Origin of the sequence: Asaia astilbis JCM 15831 (assembly GCF_000613845.1) — a bacterium.
In the GTDB taxonomy this organism is placed as follows: Bacteria; Pseudomonadota; Alphaproteobacteria; order Acetobacterales; family Acetobacteraceae; genus Asaia; species Asaia astilbis.
The window spans coordinates 26354-44806 of sequence record NZ_BAJT01000019.1 but is presented as its reverse complement, the minus strand read 5'-3'; the positions used below and the strand labels follow the sequence as shown (position 1 = coordinate 44806).

13 protein-coding genes, 1 pseudogene and 1 riboswitch are annotated in these 18453 nt (G+C 59.2%); of the genes and pseudogenes, 10 read left to right on the top strand and 4 right to left on the bottom strand.

The window, feature by feature from the left end; genetic code table 11:
• Window positions 1-3: 3 nt before the first annotated feature.
• The gene (locus tag JCM15831_RS13295; protein WP_025824643.1) at window positions 4-507 is read left to right on the top strand and encodes a YbaK/EbsC family protein; all 504 of its coding nucleotides are present in this window, start codon (window positions 4-6) and stop codon (window positions 505-507) included.
• A gap of 122 nt (window positions 508-629) precedes the next feature.
• Here the strand turns inward: JCM15831_RS13295 and gcvP are convergent.
• From gcvP to gcvT, 3 genes and pseudogenes are all read right to left on the bottom strand, one after another.
• Window positions 630-3495: pseudogene (gcvP, locus tag JCM15831_RS19130) on the bottom strand (aminomethyl-transferring glycine dehydrogenase).
• Window positions 3496-3563: 68 nt separating this feature from the next.
• The gene (gene gcvH, locus JCM15831_RS13285; protein WP_025824642.1) at window positions 3564-3929 is read right to left on the bottom strand and encodes a glycine cleavage system protein GcvH; all 366 of its coding nucleotides are present in this window, start codon (window positions 3927-3929) and stop codon (window positions 3564-3566) included.
• Between the two features lie 28 nt (window positions 3930-3957).
• A complete protein-coding gene (gcvT, locus tag JCM15831_RS13280) occupies window positions 3958-5091 on the bottom strand; it encodes a glycine cleavage system aminomethyltransferase GcvT (RefSeq protein ID WP_025824641.1) in 1134 nt (377 codons plus the stop codon).
• A 119-nt stretch (window positions 5092-5210) separates the two neighbouring features.
• A riboswitch (glycine riboswitch) is annotated at window positions 5211-5301 on the bottom strand.
• Window positions 5302-5362: 61 nt separating this feature from the next.
• On the opposite strand from gcvT, the gene JCM15831_RS19125 reads away from it, so the two are divergent.
• The 5 genes from JCM15831_RS19125 (at window position 5363) to JCM15831_RS13255 (ending at window position 15603) form a co-directional block, all read left to right on the top strand.
• Window positions 5363-5653, top strand: coding sequence for a putative quinol monooxygenase (locus tag JCM15831_RS19125; protein WP_035774565.1), 291 nt, complete (start codon window positions 5363-5365; stop codon window positions 5651-5653).
• A gap of 211 nt (window positions 5654-5864) precedes the next feature.
• Window positions 5865-8291 (top strand): proline dehydrogenase family protein, encoded by a 2427-nt coding sequence (locus JCM15831_RS19120; protein ID WP_051528533.1) that lies wholly within the window; start codon window positions 5865-5867, stop codon window positions 8289-8291.
• Window positions 8252-9472 (top strand): aldehyde dehydrogenase family protein, encoded by a 1221-nt coding sequence (locus tag JCM15831_RS23430; RefSeq protein WP_051528532.1) that lies wholly within the window; start codon window positions 8252-8254, stop codon window positions 9470-9472. The genes JCM15831_RS19120 and JCM15831_RS23430 overlap by 40 nt, the downstream gene beginning before the upstream one ends.
• Before the next feature lie 628 nt (window positions 9473-10100).
• Complete coding sequence (locus JCM15831_RS13260; RefSeq protein WP_025824640.1) at window positions 10101-13379, top strand: TonB-dependent receptor domain-containing protein; 3279 nt, start codon at window positions 10101-10103, stop codon at window positions 13377-13379.
• 262 nt (window positions 13380-13641) lie between these two features.
• Complete coding sequence (locus JCM15831_RS13255) at window positions 13642-15603, top strand: M61 family metallopeptidase (RefSeq protein ID WP_232228198.1); 1962 nt, start codon at window positions 13642-13644, stop codon at window positions 15601-15603.
• 59 nt (window positions 15604-15662) lie between these two features.
• On the opposite strand, the gene JCM15831_RS23005 is transcribed toward JCM15831_RS13255, so the two are convergent.
• The gene (locus tag JCM15831_RS23005) at window positions 15663-15872 is read right to left on the bottom strand and encodes a hypothetical protein (protein ID WP_025824638.1); all 210 of its coding nucleotides are present in this window, start codon (window positions 15870-15872) and stop codon (window positions 15663-15665) included.
• Between the two features lie 132 nt (window positions 15873-16004).
• Here JCM15831_RS23005 and JCM15831_RS13245 point away from each other — a divergent pair, with 132 nt between their 5' ends.
• The 4 genes from JCM15831_RS13245 (at window position 16005) to JCM15831_RS13230 (ending at window position 18453) form a co-directional block, all read left to right on the top strand.
• Window positions 16005-16520 carry an HPr kinase/phosphorylase gene (locus tag JCM15831_RS13245; RefSeq protein WP_025824637.1) on the top strand — a complete coding sequence of 172 codons (516 nt, stop codon included), beginning with the start codon at window positions 16005-16007 and terminating at the stop codon, window positions 16518-16520.
• A 103-nt stretch (window positions 16521-16623) separates the two neighbouring features.
• Entirely contained in the window at window positions 16624-17595 is a 972-nt protein-coding gene (gene rapZ, locus JCM15831_RS19115) for an RNase adapter RapZ (RefSeq protein ID WP_035774544.1), read from the top strand.
• A gap of 76 nt (window positions 17596-17671) precedes the next feature.
• Entirely contained in the window at window positions 17672-18172 is a 501-nt protein-coding gene (locus tag JCM15831_RS13235; RefSeq protein ID WP_025824636.1) for a PTS sugar transporter subunit IIA, read from the top strand.
• Window positions 18169-18453: an HPr family phosphocarrier protein gene (locus tag JCM15831_RS13230; protein WP_025824635.1), complete on the top strand. Its 285-nt coding sequence runs from the start codon at window positions 18169-18171 to the stop codon at window positions 18451-18453. The genes JCM15831_RS13235 and JCM15831_RS13230 overlap by 4 nt, the downstream gene beginning before the upstream one ends.

Here is an 18453-nt window from a genome sequence, read left to right as displayed (position 1 = left end):
GCCATGAGCCTCGATTCTGTCCGCCAGGAACTGACCCGTCTCGCCCCTGACCTTGCGATCATCGATGACGGGCTCAGCACGGCGACCGTTCTTGAAGCCGCTGCCGTACACAAGGTCGCGCCGGACCAGATCGCCAAAACGCTCTGCGTCGATGTTGGGGGGCGGATCGTTCTGGTCGTCATGGCGGGCACAGCGCGTCTCGACAATCGACGCGCCCGCGAAGTTTTGGGCGGAAAACCCCGATTTCTGGGGCCTGAAGCCGTGCTCGAAATGACAAGCCATCCCGTGGGAGGCGTCTGTCCTTTCGGTCTACCTGCTCCGTTGCCTGTTTATTGCGATGAATCGCTTCTGCAATTCGAGGAGATCATCCCCGCCGCCGGATCGATCACCGCGTCAGTGCGCATGACGCCGCAAAAGCTGGTCGAGCTGACTCAGGCGTCTGGTTCATGTGCGTCAGGATGCGAAGTGAGTGTTCTTTTTTTGAGAAAAAGAACCAAAAACTCTTGATTATTAGCTACGCGGCAGGCGCGACCGCTTTTCAGAATTTTTTGAAATGAGAAGTTTTTTTGCCTCTTTTTCTACAGAAAAAGAGGATCCCCCTGCCCCGTAAAGAGACAGGAGGTCCGTTCTTACTCCGCTGCTTCAGCGTAAGTGGAGATGTCCGGGCAGGAGCAGACCAGATTGCGGTCACCCCAGGCATTATCGATCCGGTTGACCGGCGCAAAATACTTCACGCGGTCATGACCGTTCGGGAAGCACCCTTGCATACGGTCATAAGCACGGTCCCACTCGCCTGCCAGATCGGCAACGCTATGGGGGGCATGACGCAGCGGGCTGGCATCCATCGCGATGGCGCCTGTTTCGATTGCTGCAATTTCCTGACGGATGGCAATCATCGCGTCGCAGAAACGGTCGAGCTCTGCCTTGCCCTCGGACTCGGTCGGTTCGATCATGAACGTTCCCGCAACCGGGAAACTGACCGTTGGTGCATGGAAGCCATGATCGATCAGACGCTTGGCGATATCGTCCACTGTGACACCGACTGCATCCTTGAGGGGGCGCAGATCGATGATGCATTCATGGGCTGTACGACCATTGCTGCCGCGATAGAGCACGGGATAATGCCCTTCGAGACGGGCGGCGATGTAATTTGCATTGAGGATCGCCATTTCGGTCGCCTCACGCAGCCCGTCATCGCCCATCATCAGCACATAGGCGACCGAGATCGGCAGGATCGATGCTGAACCGAAAGGCGCTGCCGAGACGGCAAGGGCATCACCCTTCTCGGGACGACTGGCAGATGCGGTGCAAGATGGGCCTTGACCCCGATCGGCCCCATGCCCGGCCCGCCGCCGCCATGCGGAATGCAGAACGTCTTGTGCAGATTGAAATGCGAGACATCGGCGCCATAAAGACCCGGACGGGCAAGCCCGACCTGCGCGTTCATGTTCGCCCCATCGAGATAGACCTGACCGCCAGCCTCGTGAACGAGATCGCAGATCTCCACCACCGCTTCTTCGAACACGCCATGCGTAGACGGGTAGGTCAACATCAGCGCTGCGATACGGCCTTCATGCTGGGCAATTTTCTTGCGCAAATCTTCCAGATCGACATTGCCGGCAGCATCGCAGGCCGTCACGACCACGCGCATTCCGACCATCTGGGCGGAAGCGGGGTTCGTGCCGTGCGCCGAGGCCGGGATCAGACAGACATCACGCTCGCTCTGACCATTGGCCTGATGATAGCCACGGATGGCGAGCAGCCCGGCATATTCACCCTGAGCCCCGGAATTGGGCTGGAGTGACACTGCATCGTACCCGCTGACAGCGCATAGCGCGTGCTCAAGGATCGCGAACAGCTCGTGATAGCCTTCCGTCTGGTCAGCTGGCGCGAAGGGATGGAGCGCTCCGAATTCCGGCCAGGTGATGGGGATCATCTCGGCGGTTGCGTTCAGCTTCATGGTGCAGGAGCCGAGCGGAATCATGGTGCGGTCCAGCGCCAGATCCATATCCGACAGGCGACGCATATAGCGCAGCAGATCGGTTTCGGAGCGGTGAGCGTGGAAGACCGCAGCCGTCAGGAAGGCCCCGCTACGCTGTAAAGAAGCCGGAATGGTGCTTGCACCATCGAGCTTCGCCTCGAGCGCCGCCAGACGAGCATCGTCAGGAGACACGCAGCGCCACAGCGCCTTGATGTGTTCGGGCTGCGTAGTTTCATCGCAGGAAATGCCCAGACGGCCATCGCCTGCATCGCGCAGATTGATTCCTACTTTGCGCGCGCGCTCCAACACGAGAGCCGCAGAGGCACCGGCGTTAATCGTGATGGTGTCGAAGAAGATGCTCGTCTCGACCTTCACCGCCAGCTCAAGAAGGCCCCCGGCGAGAATGGACGCGAAGCGTTCACGCGCTGGGCAATGGCGCGAAGTCCTTCCGGACCGTGATAAACAGCATACATCGAGGCGATGACCGCCAGAAGTACCTGCGCAGTGCAGATGTTCGACGTCGCCTTTTCGCGACGGATATGCTGCTCGCGCGTCTGAAGGGCCAGACGATAGGCGGGTGCGCCACGGCTGTCGCGGGATACACCGACGAGACGACCGGGCATGGTCCGCTTGAAGGCGTCCCGAACGGCCATGAAACCGGCATGCGGGCCACCGAAACCCATCGGTACGCCAAAACGCTGCATCGACCCGATGGCAATATCCGCCCCGAGCTTGCCGGGAGCTTCGAGCAGAACCAGCGCCAGCGGATCGCAAGTCAGTGCCGCAATGGCGCCCTTGGCATGAAGTGCTTCGATCACACTGCGGAAATCGCGGATCTCCCCCGAGCTGCCGGGATAGGAGAGCAGCGCGCCGAACACGGTGGACGCATCCAGATCGGTTTCTGGATTTCCGACCTCAATGGTCCAGCCAAGCGGCTCGGCCCGGGTGCGCAAAACAGCAAGTGTTTGTGGATGCGTGTCGGAATCGACAAAGAAACTGGTGCTCTTTGTCTTTGCATTACGCTGGGCAAGCGCCATCGCCTCGGCGCAGGCCGTCGCTTCATCGAGCAGCGAGGCATTTGCAATATCGAGCCCGGTCAGATCGCAAACCAGCGTCTGGAAGTTCAGAAGCGCTTCGAGACGACCCTGGCTGATCTCAGGCTGATAGGGCGTATAAGCCGTGTACCAGGCCGGGTTTTCCAGAATATTACGCTGGATCACCGGAGGCAGAACCGTGCCGTGATATCCCTGCCCGATCATGGACTGCATGACCACATTGCGGCTGGCGATCTGCTTCAGACGCACCAGTGCTTCGCTCTCTGTCAGAGCCGGACCGACACCCGATGCCTTGCGATCGAGAATGGCAGCCGGCACGGTCTGTTCGATCAGCGCATCGATGCTTGAAACGCCAAGCGTCTCGAGCATGGCGACAACCTCACCGGGGCGCGGCCCGTTATGGCGGGAAACAAATTGATCGGCCTGCTGGGCTGGCCAGAGGGGGGCGTTACGGGTCACGTCTCGGCAAATCCTCGTCGGGACTGAAGAAAGAAAAAAGCGGCGCTGCTCGCCGCCTTTCGGTCAGGTCAGAGCGACGCCTTGTAAGCATCGGCGTCGAGCAGGGCCTCAAGCTGGGCTGAGTCGGACACGCGCAATTTGAAGATCCAGCCTTCGCCTTCCGGATCGGCCCCGACCAGCGTCGGTTCGTCCATAAGACGTGTGTTGCAGCCAGCCAGCACGCCACTCACCGGAGCGTAAATATCGGAAGCAGCCTTGACGGACTCGACAACGGCCGCTGCGTCGCCCTGAGACACTTCGGTGCCCTCGTCCTTGGCTTCGACAAAAACCAGTTCGCCCAGTTCTTCAGCCGCGTGACCGGTAATACCGACAGTCGCGATGTCACCGTCGAGACGGATCCATTCATGGGACGGGGTGTAATAGGTGGTGCTCATGACCAGGTCTTTCTCTGATAGACGGTTTTCAGCGTTTGAAACCGGGGGGAACGAAAGGCAGCGCGCGCACCTGAACCGGAACGAACTTGCCGCGCAAGGCGCCATAAAGCGTGGTGCCGAGCGCAGCGTGATCCTTGGCGACATATCCCATGGCAACAGGCGCATTCACGCTCGGGCCGAAAGCGCCGGATGTCACCACACCGACTTTTTCGGCACCCTCGGCATCGGCAAAAAGCTCGGTACCGCCTCGCACAGGAGCGCGCCCCTCTGCCGCCAGACCGACACGCAGACGCGACGCGCCCTCGCGGGTCTGCGCCATAATGATGTCAGCACCGGGATAGCCCCCGGCGCGGGAGCCGCCCTCGCGACGACTCTTCTGCATGGCCCAGCCGAGAGACGCCTCAACCGGGGTCGTGGTCTCGTCGAGATCGTTGCCATAGAGGCACAGGCCTGATTCGAGACGCAGGCTGTCACGAGCACCCAGACCGATCGGCAGCACGCGCTCATCGGCCAGAAGGGCACGCGCGATCTGCTCTGCATGCTCTGCCGGAATCCCGATCTCGTAGCCGTCTTCACCCGTATAGCCCGAGCGCGTCACCGTGCAGCGCACGCCATCGAGATCGGCCTCAATGGCATCCATGAAGCGCATCTCAGCCGCTTCAGGACAGAGATCGGCCAGAACATGAACGGCTTCTGGCCCCTGAAGAGCGAGAAGCGCACGGTCAGCCAAAGTCTCGATCGCGATGCGGTCGCCGAGGGCTTCTTGCATCAAAGCGGTATCGGCTGCCTTGCAAGACGCATTGACGACGACGAACAGCCAGTCACCCATATTGGCAACCATCAGATCATCGCGAATTCCGCCCTTCTCATTGGTCAGAAATCCGTAGCGCTGGCGATTGGCGCCCAGTCCGGCCAGATCGACAGGGATCAGCGATTCGAGAGCAAGCGCTGCGTCTTCGAGCACGCCGCTGCGCGCGGTGATCCGCAGCTGTCCCATATGAGACACGTCGAACAGACCGGCGCTGCGTCGCGTGTGCAGATGCTCGGCCATAAGCCCGGCAGGATATTGCAGCGGCATGGAATAGCCTGCGAAAGGCACCATGCGGGCGCCTAGCTCGAGATGCAGATCATTGAGGGGCGTAAACAAAAGGGAGTCGGACAAAGGGCGGTGTCCCCTGGAAGCAGGAAGCGAGTAAAGATCGTCGCCCCTTCTGTCGCCTTTGCCTGAGATCGCTATCCCGTCGGCGGACATCCCACAGGGATGCCTCTCTCCAGAAGTTCCAGCCGATCGCGGTCCTTTTGCCTGAGAGTTTCCGGGGCGGTTGCTCCTTCGGCGCCGGAAAATGTGTCCGGTCTCTCCCGTGAATCGGTGTTTACTCTTGGCAGGAATGGGTCTGAAAAGTCAATTCTGGAAACGAAAGGGATTTGACGACATGTCACAGCACTTCACGGTCATCGCGGAATTTGCTGCTCCGGCCGAAAGCTACGACGCCTTTCTCGAAATCTGCCGCTACGACAGCGACCGCTCGCTTGCCGATGAGGAAGGCTGTCTGAGCTTCGATGTCCTCAGGCAACAGGACGCCTCGGACATCATCGTTCTTCATGAGGTCTATACGGGGCGCCAGGCTTTTGACGCCCATCTGAAGACGCCTCACTTCGAAAAATTCGCGGCCGCGCTCCGCGACCTCAGGATTGAAGAGCGTAACGTGCGGTTTTTTTCCTGATCGCGGCGCTGTCAGGCGACGCTGCTGATCGGCGTTCCCGTGACCAGGCGGGACGCTGATCAGGGAAAAGCCAGTCTGACCCGGGTCACTCGTCTCTCCCTTCGGCCTAAACCCCTTTGATCGAATCACCGATCCGTAACGCCCGCAGGTTCACGGAACCCTCCCCGTCGCCTAATCTGGTTTTTTCTGGTTCCTGCGCGACTGAGACAGCATGACACCGTTTTCCCGCTTCCTGCTCTCGCGTCCTGCGCGCCTTCCCTCTCGGGAAGCCATTGCGCTGGCGGGCCGCCTTCCGGAAGCCGAGGCCCTTGCCCCCCTCCTGACAAGCGCGACACTCAACGATGCTCTGGTCGAGCAGAGTGCAGAACAGGCCCTGTCTCTCGCCAGACATCTGAGGGAAAACGCCGAGACAGACGGCGTCGAAACCATGATGCAGGCTTTTCCACTCGGTTCGCCTGAGGGAAAGGCTCTGCTTTGTCTTGCCGAGGCGCTGCTCCGCATCCCTGATGCTGCGACCCGCGACGCGCTGATCCGTGAGCAGATCGGCCAGGGCGCCTGGCTGCATCATCGCGGGCGCGATCACCCTCTCTTCCTCAATCTTGCAAGCTGGGCGATGTCCACCTCGTCGCGGTTTCATGCCGTTTCAGGTGGATTGCGCAGTCTGGCCATGAAGAGCGGCGCACCGCTTATCCGGCATGGCGTCGAAAAAGCGATCCGTATGATGGGCGATCAGTTCGTTCCGGCGGATACTTTGGTTCAGGCGCTCAAACGTGCGCGCAGAGCAGAGAACCAGGGCTTCAGTTTTGCCTATGCCGCGCTCAACGAAACGGCACAGACAGCAGAAGATGCCGATCGCGCCCGTCATGAAGCGCTTTTCATGACGGACACACTGGGCCGGTTTGCTCGCGGCCAGACTTTGACAGAACGCCCTTCGCTTTCGCTCAGGCTCTCGTCACTGCACCCCCGTCTCGAGCTGTCGCAACAGGCACGGGTCACGGAAGAACTACACGTCTTTCTGGTCGAACTGGCGTTGCGGGCCAAAGCCGCCAACATCATCCTGATCTTCGATGCGGAAACCAGCGATACGCTCGACCTCTGTCTCGATCTATTCGATGCGCTCTGCCGTCATCCAGAACTCGCGGGCTGGAACGGCCTCGGTTTCACCGTGCAGGCTTATGACAAACGTGCCTTACCGGTCATCGAGCATCTGATCGCACTCGGTCACGAGACAGAACGCCGCATCGCCCTGCGTCTGGTCAAAGGCGATTACTGGGAGCAGGAAATACGGCAAAGCCAGACCGAGATGACGCGCGACTATCCGGTCTATACGCGCAAAAATCATAGCGATGTCAGCTATATCGCCTGCGCAAAACGCATGCTGGACGCGCTTGACGCCCTCTACCCCCAATTTGCCACCCATAATGCCCGCACCATCGCCACGATCATCGCAATGGCCGAGCCCTCCGCACCGGGCCTCTATGAATTCGGATGTCGTCATGGCGTAGGAGAAACCGTCTACGCCCCTCTGGTGCAACTCTCTCGACAGAGGATGGCCTGCCGTATTCTGACCCCTCTCGGTCCAGACACCCGCCTCGGCGCCTATCTGGTAAAACGACTGATGGAAGCAGGAACGACGACTTCCTTCATCAATCAGGCCGCAGACAAATCAGTTTCTCTCGAAACCCTGACTGCCGATCCGGTTGTCCTGACACGCGCCTCTCTGCCGCACGGCATGCCAAGCCCTGAGATCCCCTTGCCCAGCGACCTCTCGCTGCCAGAACGCAGGGCTGCAACCAGACTGGATCTGACAGACATCCTCGTTCTGGACCATCTCGCCACGAGCTTGCCTGAAACGTTGCGCGCCTATCAGGCCCTGCCGACCGGCCCTGCCATGCCGATACTGGAAGGGCGCCCCCGATCGGTCTGCAATCCGGCTGCCCATGACGACCGTGTCGGCATTGTCGTTCATGCTCGCCCGCGCGATATCGATGCTGCGCTCAATGCTGCAGAAACCGACCAGATCTGGCGTCGCACCGACGCTGAAGCGCGCGCCGCCTGTCTGGACCGCATGGCAGACGCGCTGGAGCAGGATCAGACGACGCTTCTGGCCCTGCTCGTTCGTGAGGCTGGCAAAACGCTGGCCAATGCCGCAGACGAAATCTGCGAGGCCGTGAACTCCCTGCGCTATTATGCCGCACAATTGCGGGAGCTCGATACAAGAGGGCTGACAGGCGCCCCGCTTGGCACGATCCTGTGTATCAGCCCGTGGAATTTCCCTCTCGCAAACTTCACCGGGCAGATCGCCGTTTCCCTTGCCGGAGGAAACGCGGTCATCGCAAAGCCCTCGGAAGAAACGCCTCTGGTCGCGGCTCGTCTGCTCGAGCTGTTCCTGCAGGTTGGCCTTCCTCCAACGGCCCTGCAGCTTCTGCCCGGCGAAGGCAATGTCGGGGCCTCTCTGGTTGCCGATTCACGCATCGACGGTGTTCTTTTCACGGGATCTTCCGCCGTCGCGAAAACAATCAGCCGCGAATTGCTGGGCCGAACTGGACGGACAGGACAACCTGTGCCGCTCCTGGCTGATACGAACGGCAGAATGCCATGCTCGTGGACAGCTCGATCTGCCCTCGTCAGGCTGTAACCGATATCGTCCACTCCGCATTCGACAGCGCCGGTCAACGCAGCGCCTCCCTCCGTGTGCTTCTGGTACAGGATGAGGGAGCGGACGCGTTGATCGAACGCCTGCAGGCGGCGATACGCGAACGCTATGTTGGCGCCCCCGACCAGCTACACTGTGATATGGGACCGGTCATTTCAGCGAATGCTCGCGGTCTTGTTGAAGATCACATCGATCGTATGCGGCGAGCCGGGTATCGCGTGTGGCAGCCCGATCTGCAGGCCGAGACCCTGCAGGGCCATTTCATCGCCCCGACCCTGATCGAGATCGGCCGTGTGGCCGATATCGGCTCCGAAGTTTTCGGCCCGGTTCTTCATATAAGACGCTACGCCCGACACGAACTGGATGGCGTGATCGACGCATTGAATGCGACCGGATACGCCCTGACCTTTGGCGTGCAAAGCCGTCTACGAGACACAATCAGGCGCACGACAAGCCGTATCAAAGCCGGGAATATCTATATCAATCGCCCGATTATCGGCGCGACCATCGGCTCACAGCCTTTCGGTGGGAGAGGGCTTTCCGGCTGCGGACCGAAACTCGGGGGGCCGCTGATCCTTCCGCGTCTGATGCATGGCGCTCTTTGCCCACTCACTGCCGCGCCAGAGGCCCTTGCCCCCTCGGCGGCACGTGCCTTCCTGTCGTTTCTGGAACCGCGCGACCCGCCCTCAGCCAGAAAAGTCCGCACTGTCATTGGCCATGCCCTGTGTGGGCTCACCCTCGACCTGCCGGGCGCTCTGGGTGAAACCAACCGCTACAGCCTCCGCCCGAAAGGCGTCGTTCTTTGCGCATGCGAGAGCTGGCCAGCCTTGCTGCATGCAGTTGGAATGGCTCTGGGAACAGGCAACACCATTCTGGTTCTCGCGCCGGATCCGGCAGTGGAGTGGTTGCGTCAGGTCTCTCGACAGCTCGCCAACCTCATCACCCGTGTCGACCCGGGCGCCCTTCCTGAATGCGACGCCATGCTGATCGAACGCGGCGCAGAAATCGCCGAGCAGGCAGCGCTTACCATCACAGCACGAGAAGGCATGGTTGTGCCTGTCTACGATCTCGATACGGCACGTCCGGAATGGCTCCTGAGTGAGACCGTCGTGACCACGAATGAGACGATCAGCAGCGCATTCTGCGCAGCCACGCATGCTTGAAAACGGTTTTTGAAGTGTCCTTCCAAGTGTTTTAACGCGCGGCGAGACAAGATTGTCCGGGGCACGCCGAGGATGACGGCCTCACAGCGATAACCTCTAGGTCAAATGCAAATCCGGGCGGAATGACTACATCCGTAGCAAGGCACATACTTCCTCAAACATCGAACAGCGCATTTTCGAACCGCACGTCTTGAAGTGCGAGGAGCCTCAGCGCCCCGTCGAATTGTGAGAGCTTGTCAAAGTAGATCCGCCATGAACCTGCTTCTATCAAGATCGTCATCGCGGTTATCGCGAAGAGCGCTGAGGTATCCCCTGGCTTGATTGCGTTTCGCCCTCGACAGCACAGCTCAGAAATTAGCTGCCTCTAGCGCCCGCCCTCACGGTACACACTGGCGGTATCTAGGATGAGACCGACCTTCATTGTCTGATCGGAATGAGCGGGACGCAGCTTCGCGATGAGAGAGAGCCGTTACCGAGCGCCACATACCGTCATGATATGTCGTAAATTTACAACAACCCCGATATGGAATCGTTAATCGTACAGAAACATTATTTCAAATCGTTAAAATTATCCTAGCATGAAACATGTTGTTATGTCGAAATGATTTGAGGACAGAAAGAAATGGCAATGAGAGTGGTCTTGCCCCAGCGCAACCGGGGATTGCGTCAGAACACGCTGGTATTTTCTCTTCTCTGCACGGTATTCGCGATTCCAGCCGCTGGTTACGCTCAAACGACGTCCGAATCAGTGGTGCCGCCTCTCAAAAAAACGGCCGGACAGCCATTAATTCCGCCAGCACAAACGGCTCCGGACAGCTCTAAAGCCAAGAGCACCAAAGCGAAGAAGAAAGCCGACACCTCAACGCATAAGGCTTCAAGCCTTGCGGCGACCGCGACCGAAGACTCCGCGCAGCCAAAAGAGACCATTATCGTTACAGGCACCCGCCTCTCCCAATCACGCCTGACCAATGTCATGGCCGGCTCCAGCCTGAGCGGTGAGCAGATCAGGCGACGGGGGTATTACGATCTTGGCACGGCGCTTCTGCGCGAAAATCCGGCGATCAGTCAGGGAGGCAACTCCACCATCGGTAATCAGGGGAGCTTTGGGGCCGGTCAATCCTTTATCGGCCTTCTCAATCTTGGTGCCCAACGCACCCTGACGCTAATCGACGGCATGCGTATGGGCGGCGGCGCGACGGCATCGATCTATGGTTCAGGCTCGGGCTCACAGGTCGATGTCAGTGCCATCCCGACATCGCTGATCAAAGGGATCGATACCCGCCTGGGGGGCGCGGGCGCCGCTTATGGTGCCGATGCAGTTGCAGGCGTGATGAATTATACGCTCGACGATCATTTCACCGGTGTCGACTTCAATGCGCAAGGTAACTGGTCGCAAAAGCTCGATGCTCCTGGAGAAAAACTGACCTTCAAGGCAGGGCGTAATTTCGACCATGACCGGGGCGGGCTTGTCTTCGATGTCGAATATCGCAATCAGGGCGGTATGGTCGCCAACGATCGACCGGATGTCTTCGGTCGCGACGCCGTCCTTTATCATCGTGTCCCGCTGGGAGAGACGTCTCCCTATACTTACATCCTCGGCGCAGGGTCTCGCTTCATACAAAATTCGGTCACCGGCATCCCGATGACCACCGGCGATTATGGCAATCTTCCCGTCTATGGAGGGTCGTCAGGTGCTGCTCTGGCAGGTACAGCCAATGCCGCTGTCGCCGGTGCGGGCAATATTCCCCTGATGTTCAGCCAGAACGGACAATCTCTCATCCCGCTCAATGCCGGAACCCTCCTCAAAGGCGATACGACGCACGGTATTGGCGGGAACGGGATCGCCTTGCAGGATTACAATCAGCTCGTCGCGCCTAACGACAAGCTCAATCTGACGCTACTCGGTCATTATGACATCACCCAGCATATCCATGCGACATGGCAGGGATGGTACGCGCGGGGCAGCGCCGAAAGTCAGGTCGGACAGGGCACCTGGAGCACGACACAGTTCGATAATCCGCTCACCCTCAATACGGCAGGGGGCCTGAACAGCAGCTATTATACCGGTAATGTCGTGAATGGCGCCTACGCCTTGAGCACGAATAATCCCTACCTGACCAGCGCAGAGCAGCAGACGATCAAGAACGCCCTCGCTGCAAACGATCAATCTACCGATACATTCTATCTCAACAGACTGAATCAGGATCTGGATGCCGGGCTGTATCGGACGACAATGCAGATGTACCGCTTTCAGGGCGGGCTTGCTGGCGACTTCAGCGCGGTCGGACGGAAATTCGACTGGAAAGTACGCGGAGAATATACCCGCTACATGAATGACACCTGGACACCGTCAATCGTCATTCCAAACCTCGTCAATGCTCTGAACGCCGTACGCGATGCCAGTGGCAACATCGTTTGCGCATCGGGATATCAAAATGCTCCGATCGCAACGCGCAGCGCGACCTGCGAACCGCTGAACCCCTTCGGCTATAACCAGATGACGTCCGGCGCGCGGGACTATGTCATTTCCGATGCGCATTCGACCAACAACAATACCCAGCGCGACATCCAGGCCGAGTTGAGCTCGACCGTTTTCCATCTACCCGCCGGAGATATCCGTTGGGACCTGGGCTACGAGCACCGCCGAGAGGGCTATCACTTCGATCCTGGCGCGTTTTTCCGCGGCTGGCCTCAGGCTGATGGCACGTATCAACAATACGGTAACAGCACGGCCATTCCGCCAACGGGCGGTGCCTATCACACCCATGAAGCCTTCGGAGAACTCGACGTTCCGTTCGTCTCTCCAGCCATGCATGTTCCGGGAGCCTATAGTCTTTCAGCCACCGCCAATGGTCGGTTCATCAATAACAGCATGACCGGCAATTACTGGACCTACATGTTCGGGGGCGCCTGGTGGCCAACCGAAGATATCGGCCTCAGCGGCAATTACGCTCAGTCCGTGCGTAACCCCTCAGTCACCGAGCTCTTCTCACCCCGGTCGACCGACTATGAATCCGGCACAGATCCCTGCTCTGATGCTGGCATCGGATCGGGTCCGAACCCGGCCATTCGCGCTGCCAATTGCGCCAAGGCAGGTATCACCCAGCCCTTCACCTCGAATTTCAACTTTTACACCATCCCAGGTACCGCAGGGGGCAATGCCAACCTGAAAAACGAAACCTCGAAAAGCTATACAGGGAGCCTCGAGTTTCGCCCTCATTTTGTGCGCGGCTTCGACATGAAGGCCTCTTTTGTCGATGTGAAGGTCAAAAATGCCATCACGTCGCTTGGCGCGCAGGATTTGATGAATGCCTGCTATGATTCGAGCAGCTATCCTTCAAGCACCTTCTGCAATGCTTTCACCCGTGATTCGTCCGGTCAGCTCAGCACTTTCAGTGCCGGCTATTACAACATCGCCAGCTATGAAACCCAGGCCCTGCAGGCAACCGCCGATTATTATACGCCGCTGACCCGCTTTGGTCTCGGTGCGGGGGCAGGCGAAATCGATCTGCGCGGCAGTTACGTCCATTATCTCAAAAGCCAGCAGACCTATCTCGGCAGCACCTATTTCCTTTCGGGAACGACAGACGCCCCGAACGACAATTTCACGCTCAATCTGAACTACATGCGCGGGCCACTCTCAGCCCAGTGGCAAACACTCTGGTATGGCCCGACCGAGTATGCGGTGCAGGTTCCTGCAACGCGCTACCAGAACAACAAGCGTCCCTCCTTCGCTTATTTCAACCTCTCGGTGGCGTATGAAATCACCAAAAATCTGGCCGCCAATTTCGTCGTGAACAACATTACGAATGCTCTCCCGAAAGATCCGGGCATCTATGACACCAATCGCTATTACGAGGCCTTCATCGGACGCAGCTTCCAGCTCAATATCGGCGTGCATTTCTGATCTCCGAGACCTGAAAAAGCGATGGGCGTCCTCCCATTCACGGGCGACCATCAGCGTGCGTTACGCGGCGCTGATGGTCGCCTTGGGAGGCTCCCTGTCACGAGCCCGGAACGGCGCTTAGGGAAACCTGCCGTACGCGGCGTTCAGACGACAAACGACCCTGCAAGATCATGACGACCCCGGAATGTGGGTTGTCAGGCGGACAAGATTGCACTTTGGTGCAAGACAGTTTCAGCCGATCTGTTTCACTGGAGTAACCCGCTTGACGATCCGTCTTTTCCGCGCCGGCAGTTTTGTCACTGCCCTGTTTCTCGGCACCCGCGTGCTTCCCGCGCTGGCGGCCCAGCCCCAGCCGGAGGCGGCACCACTCCCCTCACCGCTGCCCCAGGCGAAGGACATTGCTTTCCCGGGGACGCTGAAGCTGAAGGTCAATGCGACCGACCTCGCGCATCATGTCATGACGGTTCATGAGACCATCCCGGTGCCGCAATCGGCCCGTGAAGCTGGCAAGATCGTGCTGCTTTATCCCAAATGGATCCCGGGGGGACACGCGCCGGAGGGGACAATCACCCAGCTCGGCGGGCTGGTCGTGCACTCGGAAGGCAAGACCCTCTCCTGGCTGCGCGATCCGGTCGACGTCTTTGCGTTCCATGTGCCTGTGACCAAGGCCCAGACCCAGCTTGACGTCGATTTCACCCTTCTTTCTCCCGTCACCGATGACGAAGGGCGCGTCGTCATGACGCCGCATATCGTCAACGTGCAGTGGAACGAAGTTTCGCTTTATCCGGCTGGCTTTTTCTCGCGCAATATTCCCGTTCAGGCCAGCGTGACCCTGCCGCATGGCTGGCAGGCTGCAACCGCACTGCGCACGACAGGTCCGGCAGCTGGCGATACGCTGACCTTTAATACCGTGCCGTTTAATACGCTGGTCGACTCTCCGATTTTTGCCGGGGCCTACGTCAAGAAAGTCCTGCTCAATGCGCCCGGCGGCGTGCCGGTCACGCTCAACATGGTGGCCGACAAGCCGAGCGACCTCGTTTATGACGACGCCCAGCTTCAGATCCATCGTAATCTGGTCACACAGGCGCTGCTCACTTTCGGCTCGCAACACTACGCCCATTACGACTTCCTGATGGCGTTGACAGACGAGTTGGGACGGATCGGGCTCGAGCATCATCAATCGAGCGAAGACAGCGTTTCCGAAGATTATTTCACAGACTGGGCGCATTCCTTCCCGCAGCGCGACCTGCTGGCACATGAATACACCCATTCCTGGAACGGCAAGTATCGCCGCCCGGCCGATCTTTACGGTGCCACCTTCAACTCACCCCAGCGCGGCTCCCTGCTCTGGGTCTATGAAGGACAGACAGAGTTCTGGGGCAACATCCTCGCTGCCCGCTCGGGTCTCGTCACAAAAGACCAGGGATTCGACTCCCTTGCCCTGATGGCCGCGACCTATGACGCGCAGGCGGGCCGCACGTGGCGCCCGGTTGCGGATACGACCAACGATCCGATCATCGCGCAGCGCGCGCCTCTCTCATGGCGCGACTTCCAGCGTTCGGAAGATTATTACGTCGAAGGTCAGCTGGTCTGGCTGGACGCCGACATGATGATCCGCAAGCTGTCGAAAGACACGAAATCACTCGATGATTTCGCCAAGGCCTTCTTCGGCACCAATGACGGCAGCATCATCGTCAGCACCTATACCTTCGATGACGTCGTTCTGACCCTGAACAAGATCGTGCCCTATGACTGGGCAAAGTTCCTGCACGAGCGGATCAGCACCGTGCAGAATCGTGCTCCTCTGGGTGGGCTTGAAGCCGGTGGCTACAAGCTGGTCTTCACCGATCAGCCCAACAGCTTTGAAGCGCAGGCGGGCAAAAACCGCCATCGCCTCGCTCTACGTTTCTCGCTCGGCGTAAACGTCAATGCCAGAAACGGTACCCTCGGCGCGGTGGCGTGGGGCAGCCCGGCATTCAAGGCGGGGCTCGCCATTCACGACGAGATCGTTGCCATCAATGGCGACAGCTTCTCGGCTGAAGGGCTTGTCGAAGCGATTAAAACCGCCAAGACAGACAAGGCGCCTCTGACCCTGCTGGTCAAAAGCGGCACCCATTATCGTACGGTTTCGATCCCGTATTACGACGGGCTGCGTTATCCTCACCTTGAGCGCATCGCCAACACGCCGGACCGTCTGACGACGCTTTTCTCAGCGCGTCACTGAACCGACCCTCTCTTCAGGAGGCGCTTTTACAGCCCTCCTGAAGCTCTCCTGCTCCGCGTTCAGGGAGCAGCGATGAAATTGAATTCCAGACGCTGACCCTGCACGGAAAAACTCGGCTTGAGCCGCAGTGTCATCGCTGGGCGCGCCGGGCCCAGTGCCTCGGCGATGATCCGCTGACAGGAAGCGAAAACAGCGCTATCGGGGATCATGTAAGCGAGATGCGTGATATCTTCCGGGAGCATCCCGTGAGAGGCGAGAATCTCGCGCATGCGGGCAACAGCGTTCTGACATTCCTCGATCAGACTCTCAGGCGCCGTCCCGTCGACGCTCAGCCTGTCACGCCGTAAATGGTCACACTGTCCTGCAGGACCGGGCGGGAAGAAGAAGAGGATTGATCGTGCATGACACAAACCATATCGCACAATCCTGACCCTGCACATGGCTTATCCTCGCCAGCCTCTTCAGACGCGCCCGAGCAGCAGAAGACCAGACATGCTCATGCCTCCTGCGCGAGCTGGAACGGGCTGGGGGTTCTCCTCCTCGGCCCTTCGGGCAGCGGCAAATCGAGCCTTCTGCTGCGCCTGATCGACTCAGGCTTCGATCTGGTGGGGGACGACCGGATCGTGATCACCGATCATCAGGCTTCCCCTGCACGCAATCTGGAAGGGTTGATCGAGGTCAGAGGACTTGGAATCGTGCGATTGCCCTATCTCGCTCCGATACCGGTCGCGTTGATCGTCGATCTGGCTCACGAGAACCCGCCGATACGCCTGCCGGAGAAAGCCATCGACCGCGCGACAGGAGCGTGGCGGCTGACGTTGAACGGCTTTCACGCAGACAGTGTCGCAATCATTCGTACCACTTTGCGTTGCATTAGCGGCGATTTCACGCTGGTTTGTGGCATCAATGGGGCATGACCTCTGTCTGGCCTCTCCCCATGAGGCCTGAAGAAAGCTAGGATCAAGGCCCTCAGGATCTTCGATGATGAGATCCCGGCACTGACGAGAGGAGAGCTGGTCCGTGAATTCTGCAAGACGCGTTCTGCTGGTCACGGGTCTTTCCGGAGCCGGAAAATCGTCGATTCTGCGCATTCTTGAAGATCTTGGTTACGAGGTCACGGATAATCCGCCCCTCACTCTTCTCGACGCGCTCGTCGCCCGTACGGAGCATCCTCTGGCCATCGGCATCGATGCGCGCACCCGCGGCTTCGAGGCGCAGGCCGTGCTTGAATCACTTGCCCGATTGCGCGCCCAGCCGGGGCCGCAGCATGTCGAGCTGATCTATGCGACAGCCGAAACAGAAGTTCTTCTCCGTCGCTTTACGGCGACGCGACGCCGACACCCGCTTGAAAACAGTACCGGCACCGCACCGGGACTGGCTGCCAGCATCGATCAGGAGATTACTCAGATTGCGCCGCTGCGTGGTGCCGCCGATCTGGTCATCGACACGTCTGACATGCCCCCACCCGATCTGCGCCGCCTGATCGAGTCGCGTTTTGGCCATCAGAATGATGGCGACTCGATGAACGTCACGCTGCTTTCTTTTGCTTATCCATCCGGGCTGCCACGCGAGGCCGATCTGGTCTTCGATGCGCGTTTTTTACGCAATCCCCATTACGACCCTGACCTGAAAGTCATGACCGGGCTGGACCAGGAAGTCCGTGATTACGTCCGTCAGGACCCTGATTACGCTCTTTTCTTTGATCAGATCCTCTCTTTTCTCAAACTGGTCCTGCCTCGTTTCGTCGCCGAAGGCAAAAAACACGCAACAATTGCCATCGGATGCTCGGGCGGACAGCATCGCTCTGTCACGCTTGTCGAAGAGATCGCCGCGACTTTGGGCCGGGCTGACGAGCTTGCGCTCTTGTCAGATGGTCCGATCGCGGTCATGCATCGGGAATTGGCACGTCAGGGGCGCAGTTCGTGGCGATGGGTTCGCCCACCTCAACAACGTGTCACGCCGGATGAACAGATACGGACAGACCCGTCTTGATAACCGCGATGGACGACCAATATTTCTTACGGTCGCCAGAAAGCTGGCGTCACAGCCCCCTTGAAGGAAGGCCCCGATGATCGGGATCGTTCTTGTGACCCACGGCTCCCTGGCCCAATCCCTGCTCGAAATCGTCACCCATGTCGTTGGTCCCCAGGCCCAGATCGCGGTGATGGGGATTATGCCGGATGACGATGTTCCCGTTGCTCGTGCCGAGCTCGACAGCACGATCAAGGGTGTCGATACAGGGGACGGTGTGCTCCTTCTGACCGATATCTTTGGCAGCACACCCTCCAACCTCTCTCTCTCGCTTCGTCAGGAAGGCCGGGTTGAGGTTCTGGCAGGTGTCAACGTGCCGATGCTGGTCAAGCTTGCCAAGACACGCTGCAAACGCAGTCTGGCCGAATGCGCCGATCTGGCCACCATGGCGGGCCGCAAATATATTGCAGCCGCTCACGAACTGCCCGAATCATGCCTGCAAGGCGGCAAGAGCTGCGAGATGGTGGTTAACACCACAATCAGCTACGTTTCCCCCGTTTCGCCCCTTCTCACCTCCCTGCGTCAGGTCGCCCGATGAGCGTCGGTCCGACGCTTGACCGTGACGTGACGATCGTCAACCGGCTTGGACTACACGCCCGCGCGGCGGCAAAATTCGTAACTCTGGCCGAAAGCTTTGACGCGACAATCGAGGTCAATCGGCATGACCAGAGCGTCTCGGCGCTGTCGATCATGGGCCTGATGATGCTCGGTGCCGGCAGAGGTGAAACCGTCAAAATCTCTGCAGAAGGTCCTCAGGCTCATGCGGCCATCGAGGCGCTGGCCGCACTCGTCGCCGACGGCTTTGGTGAACGTGATTAA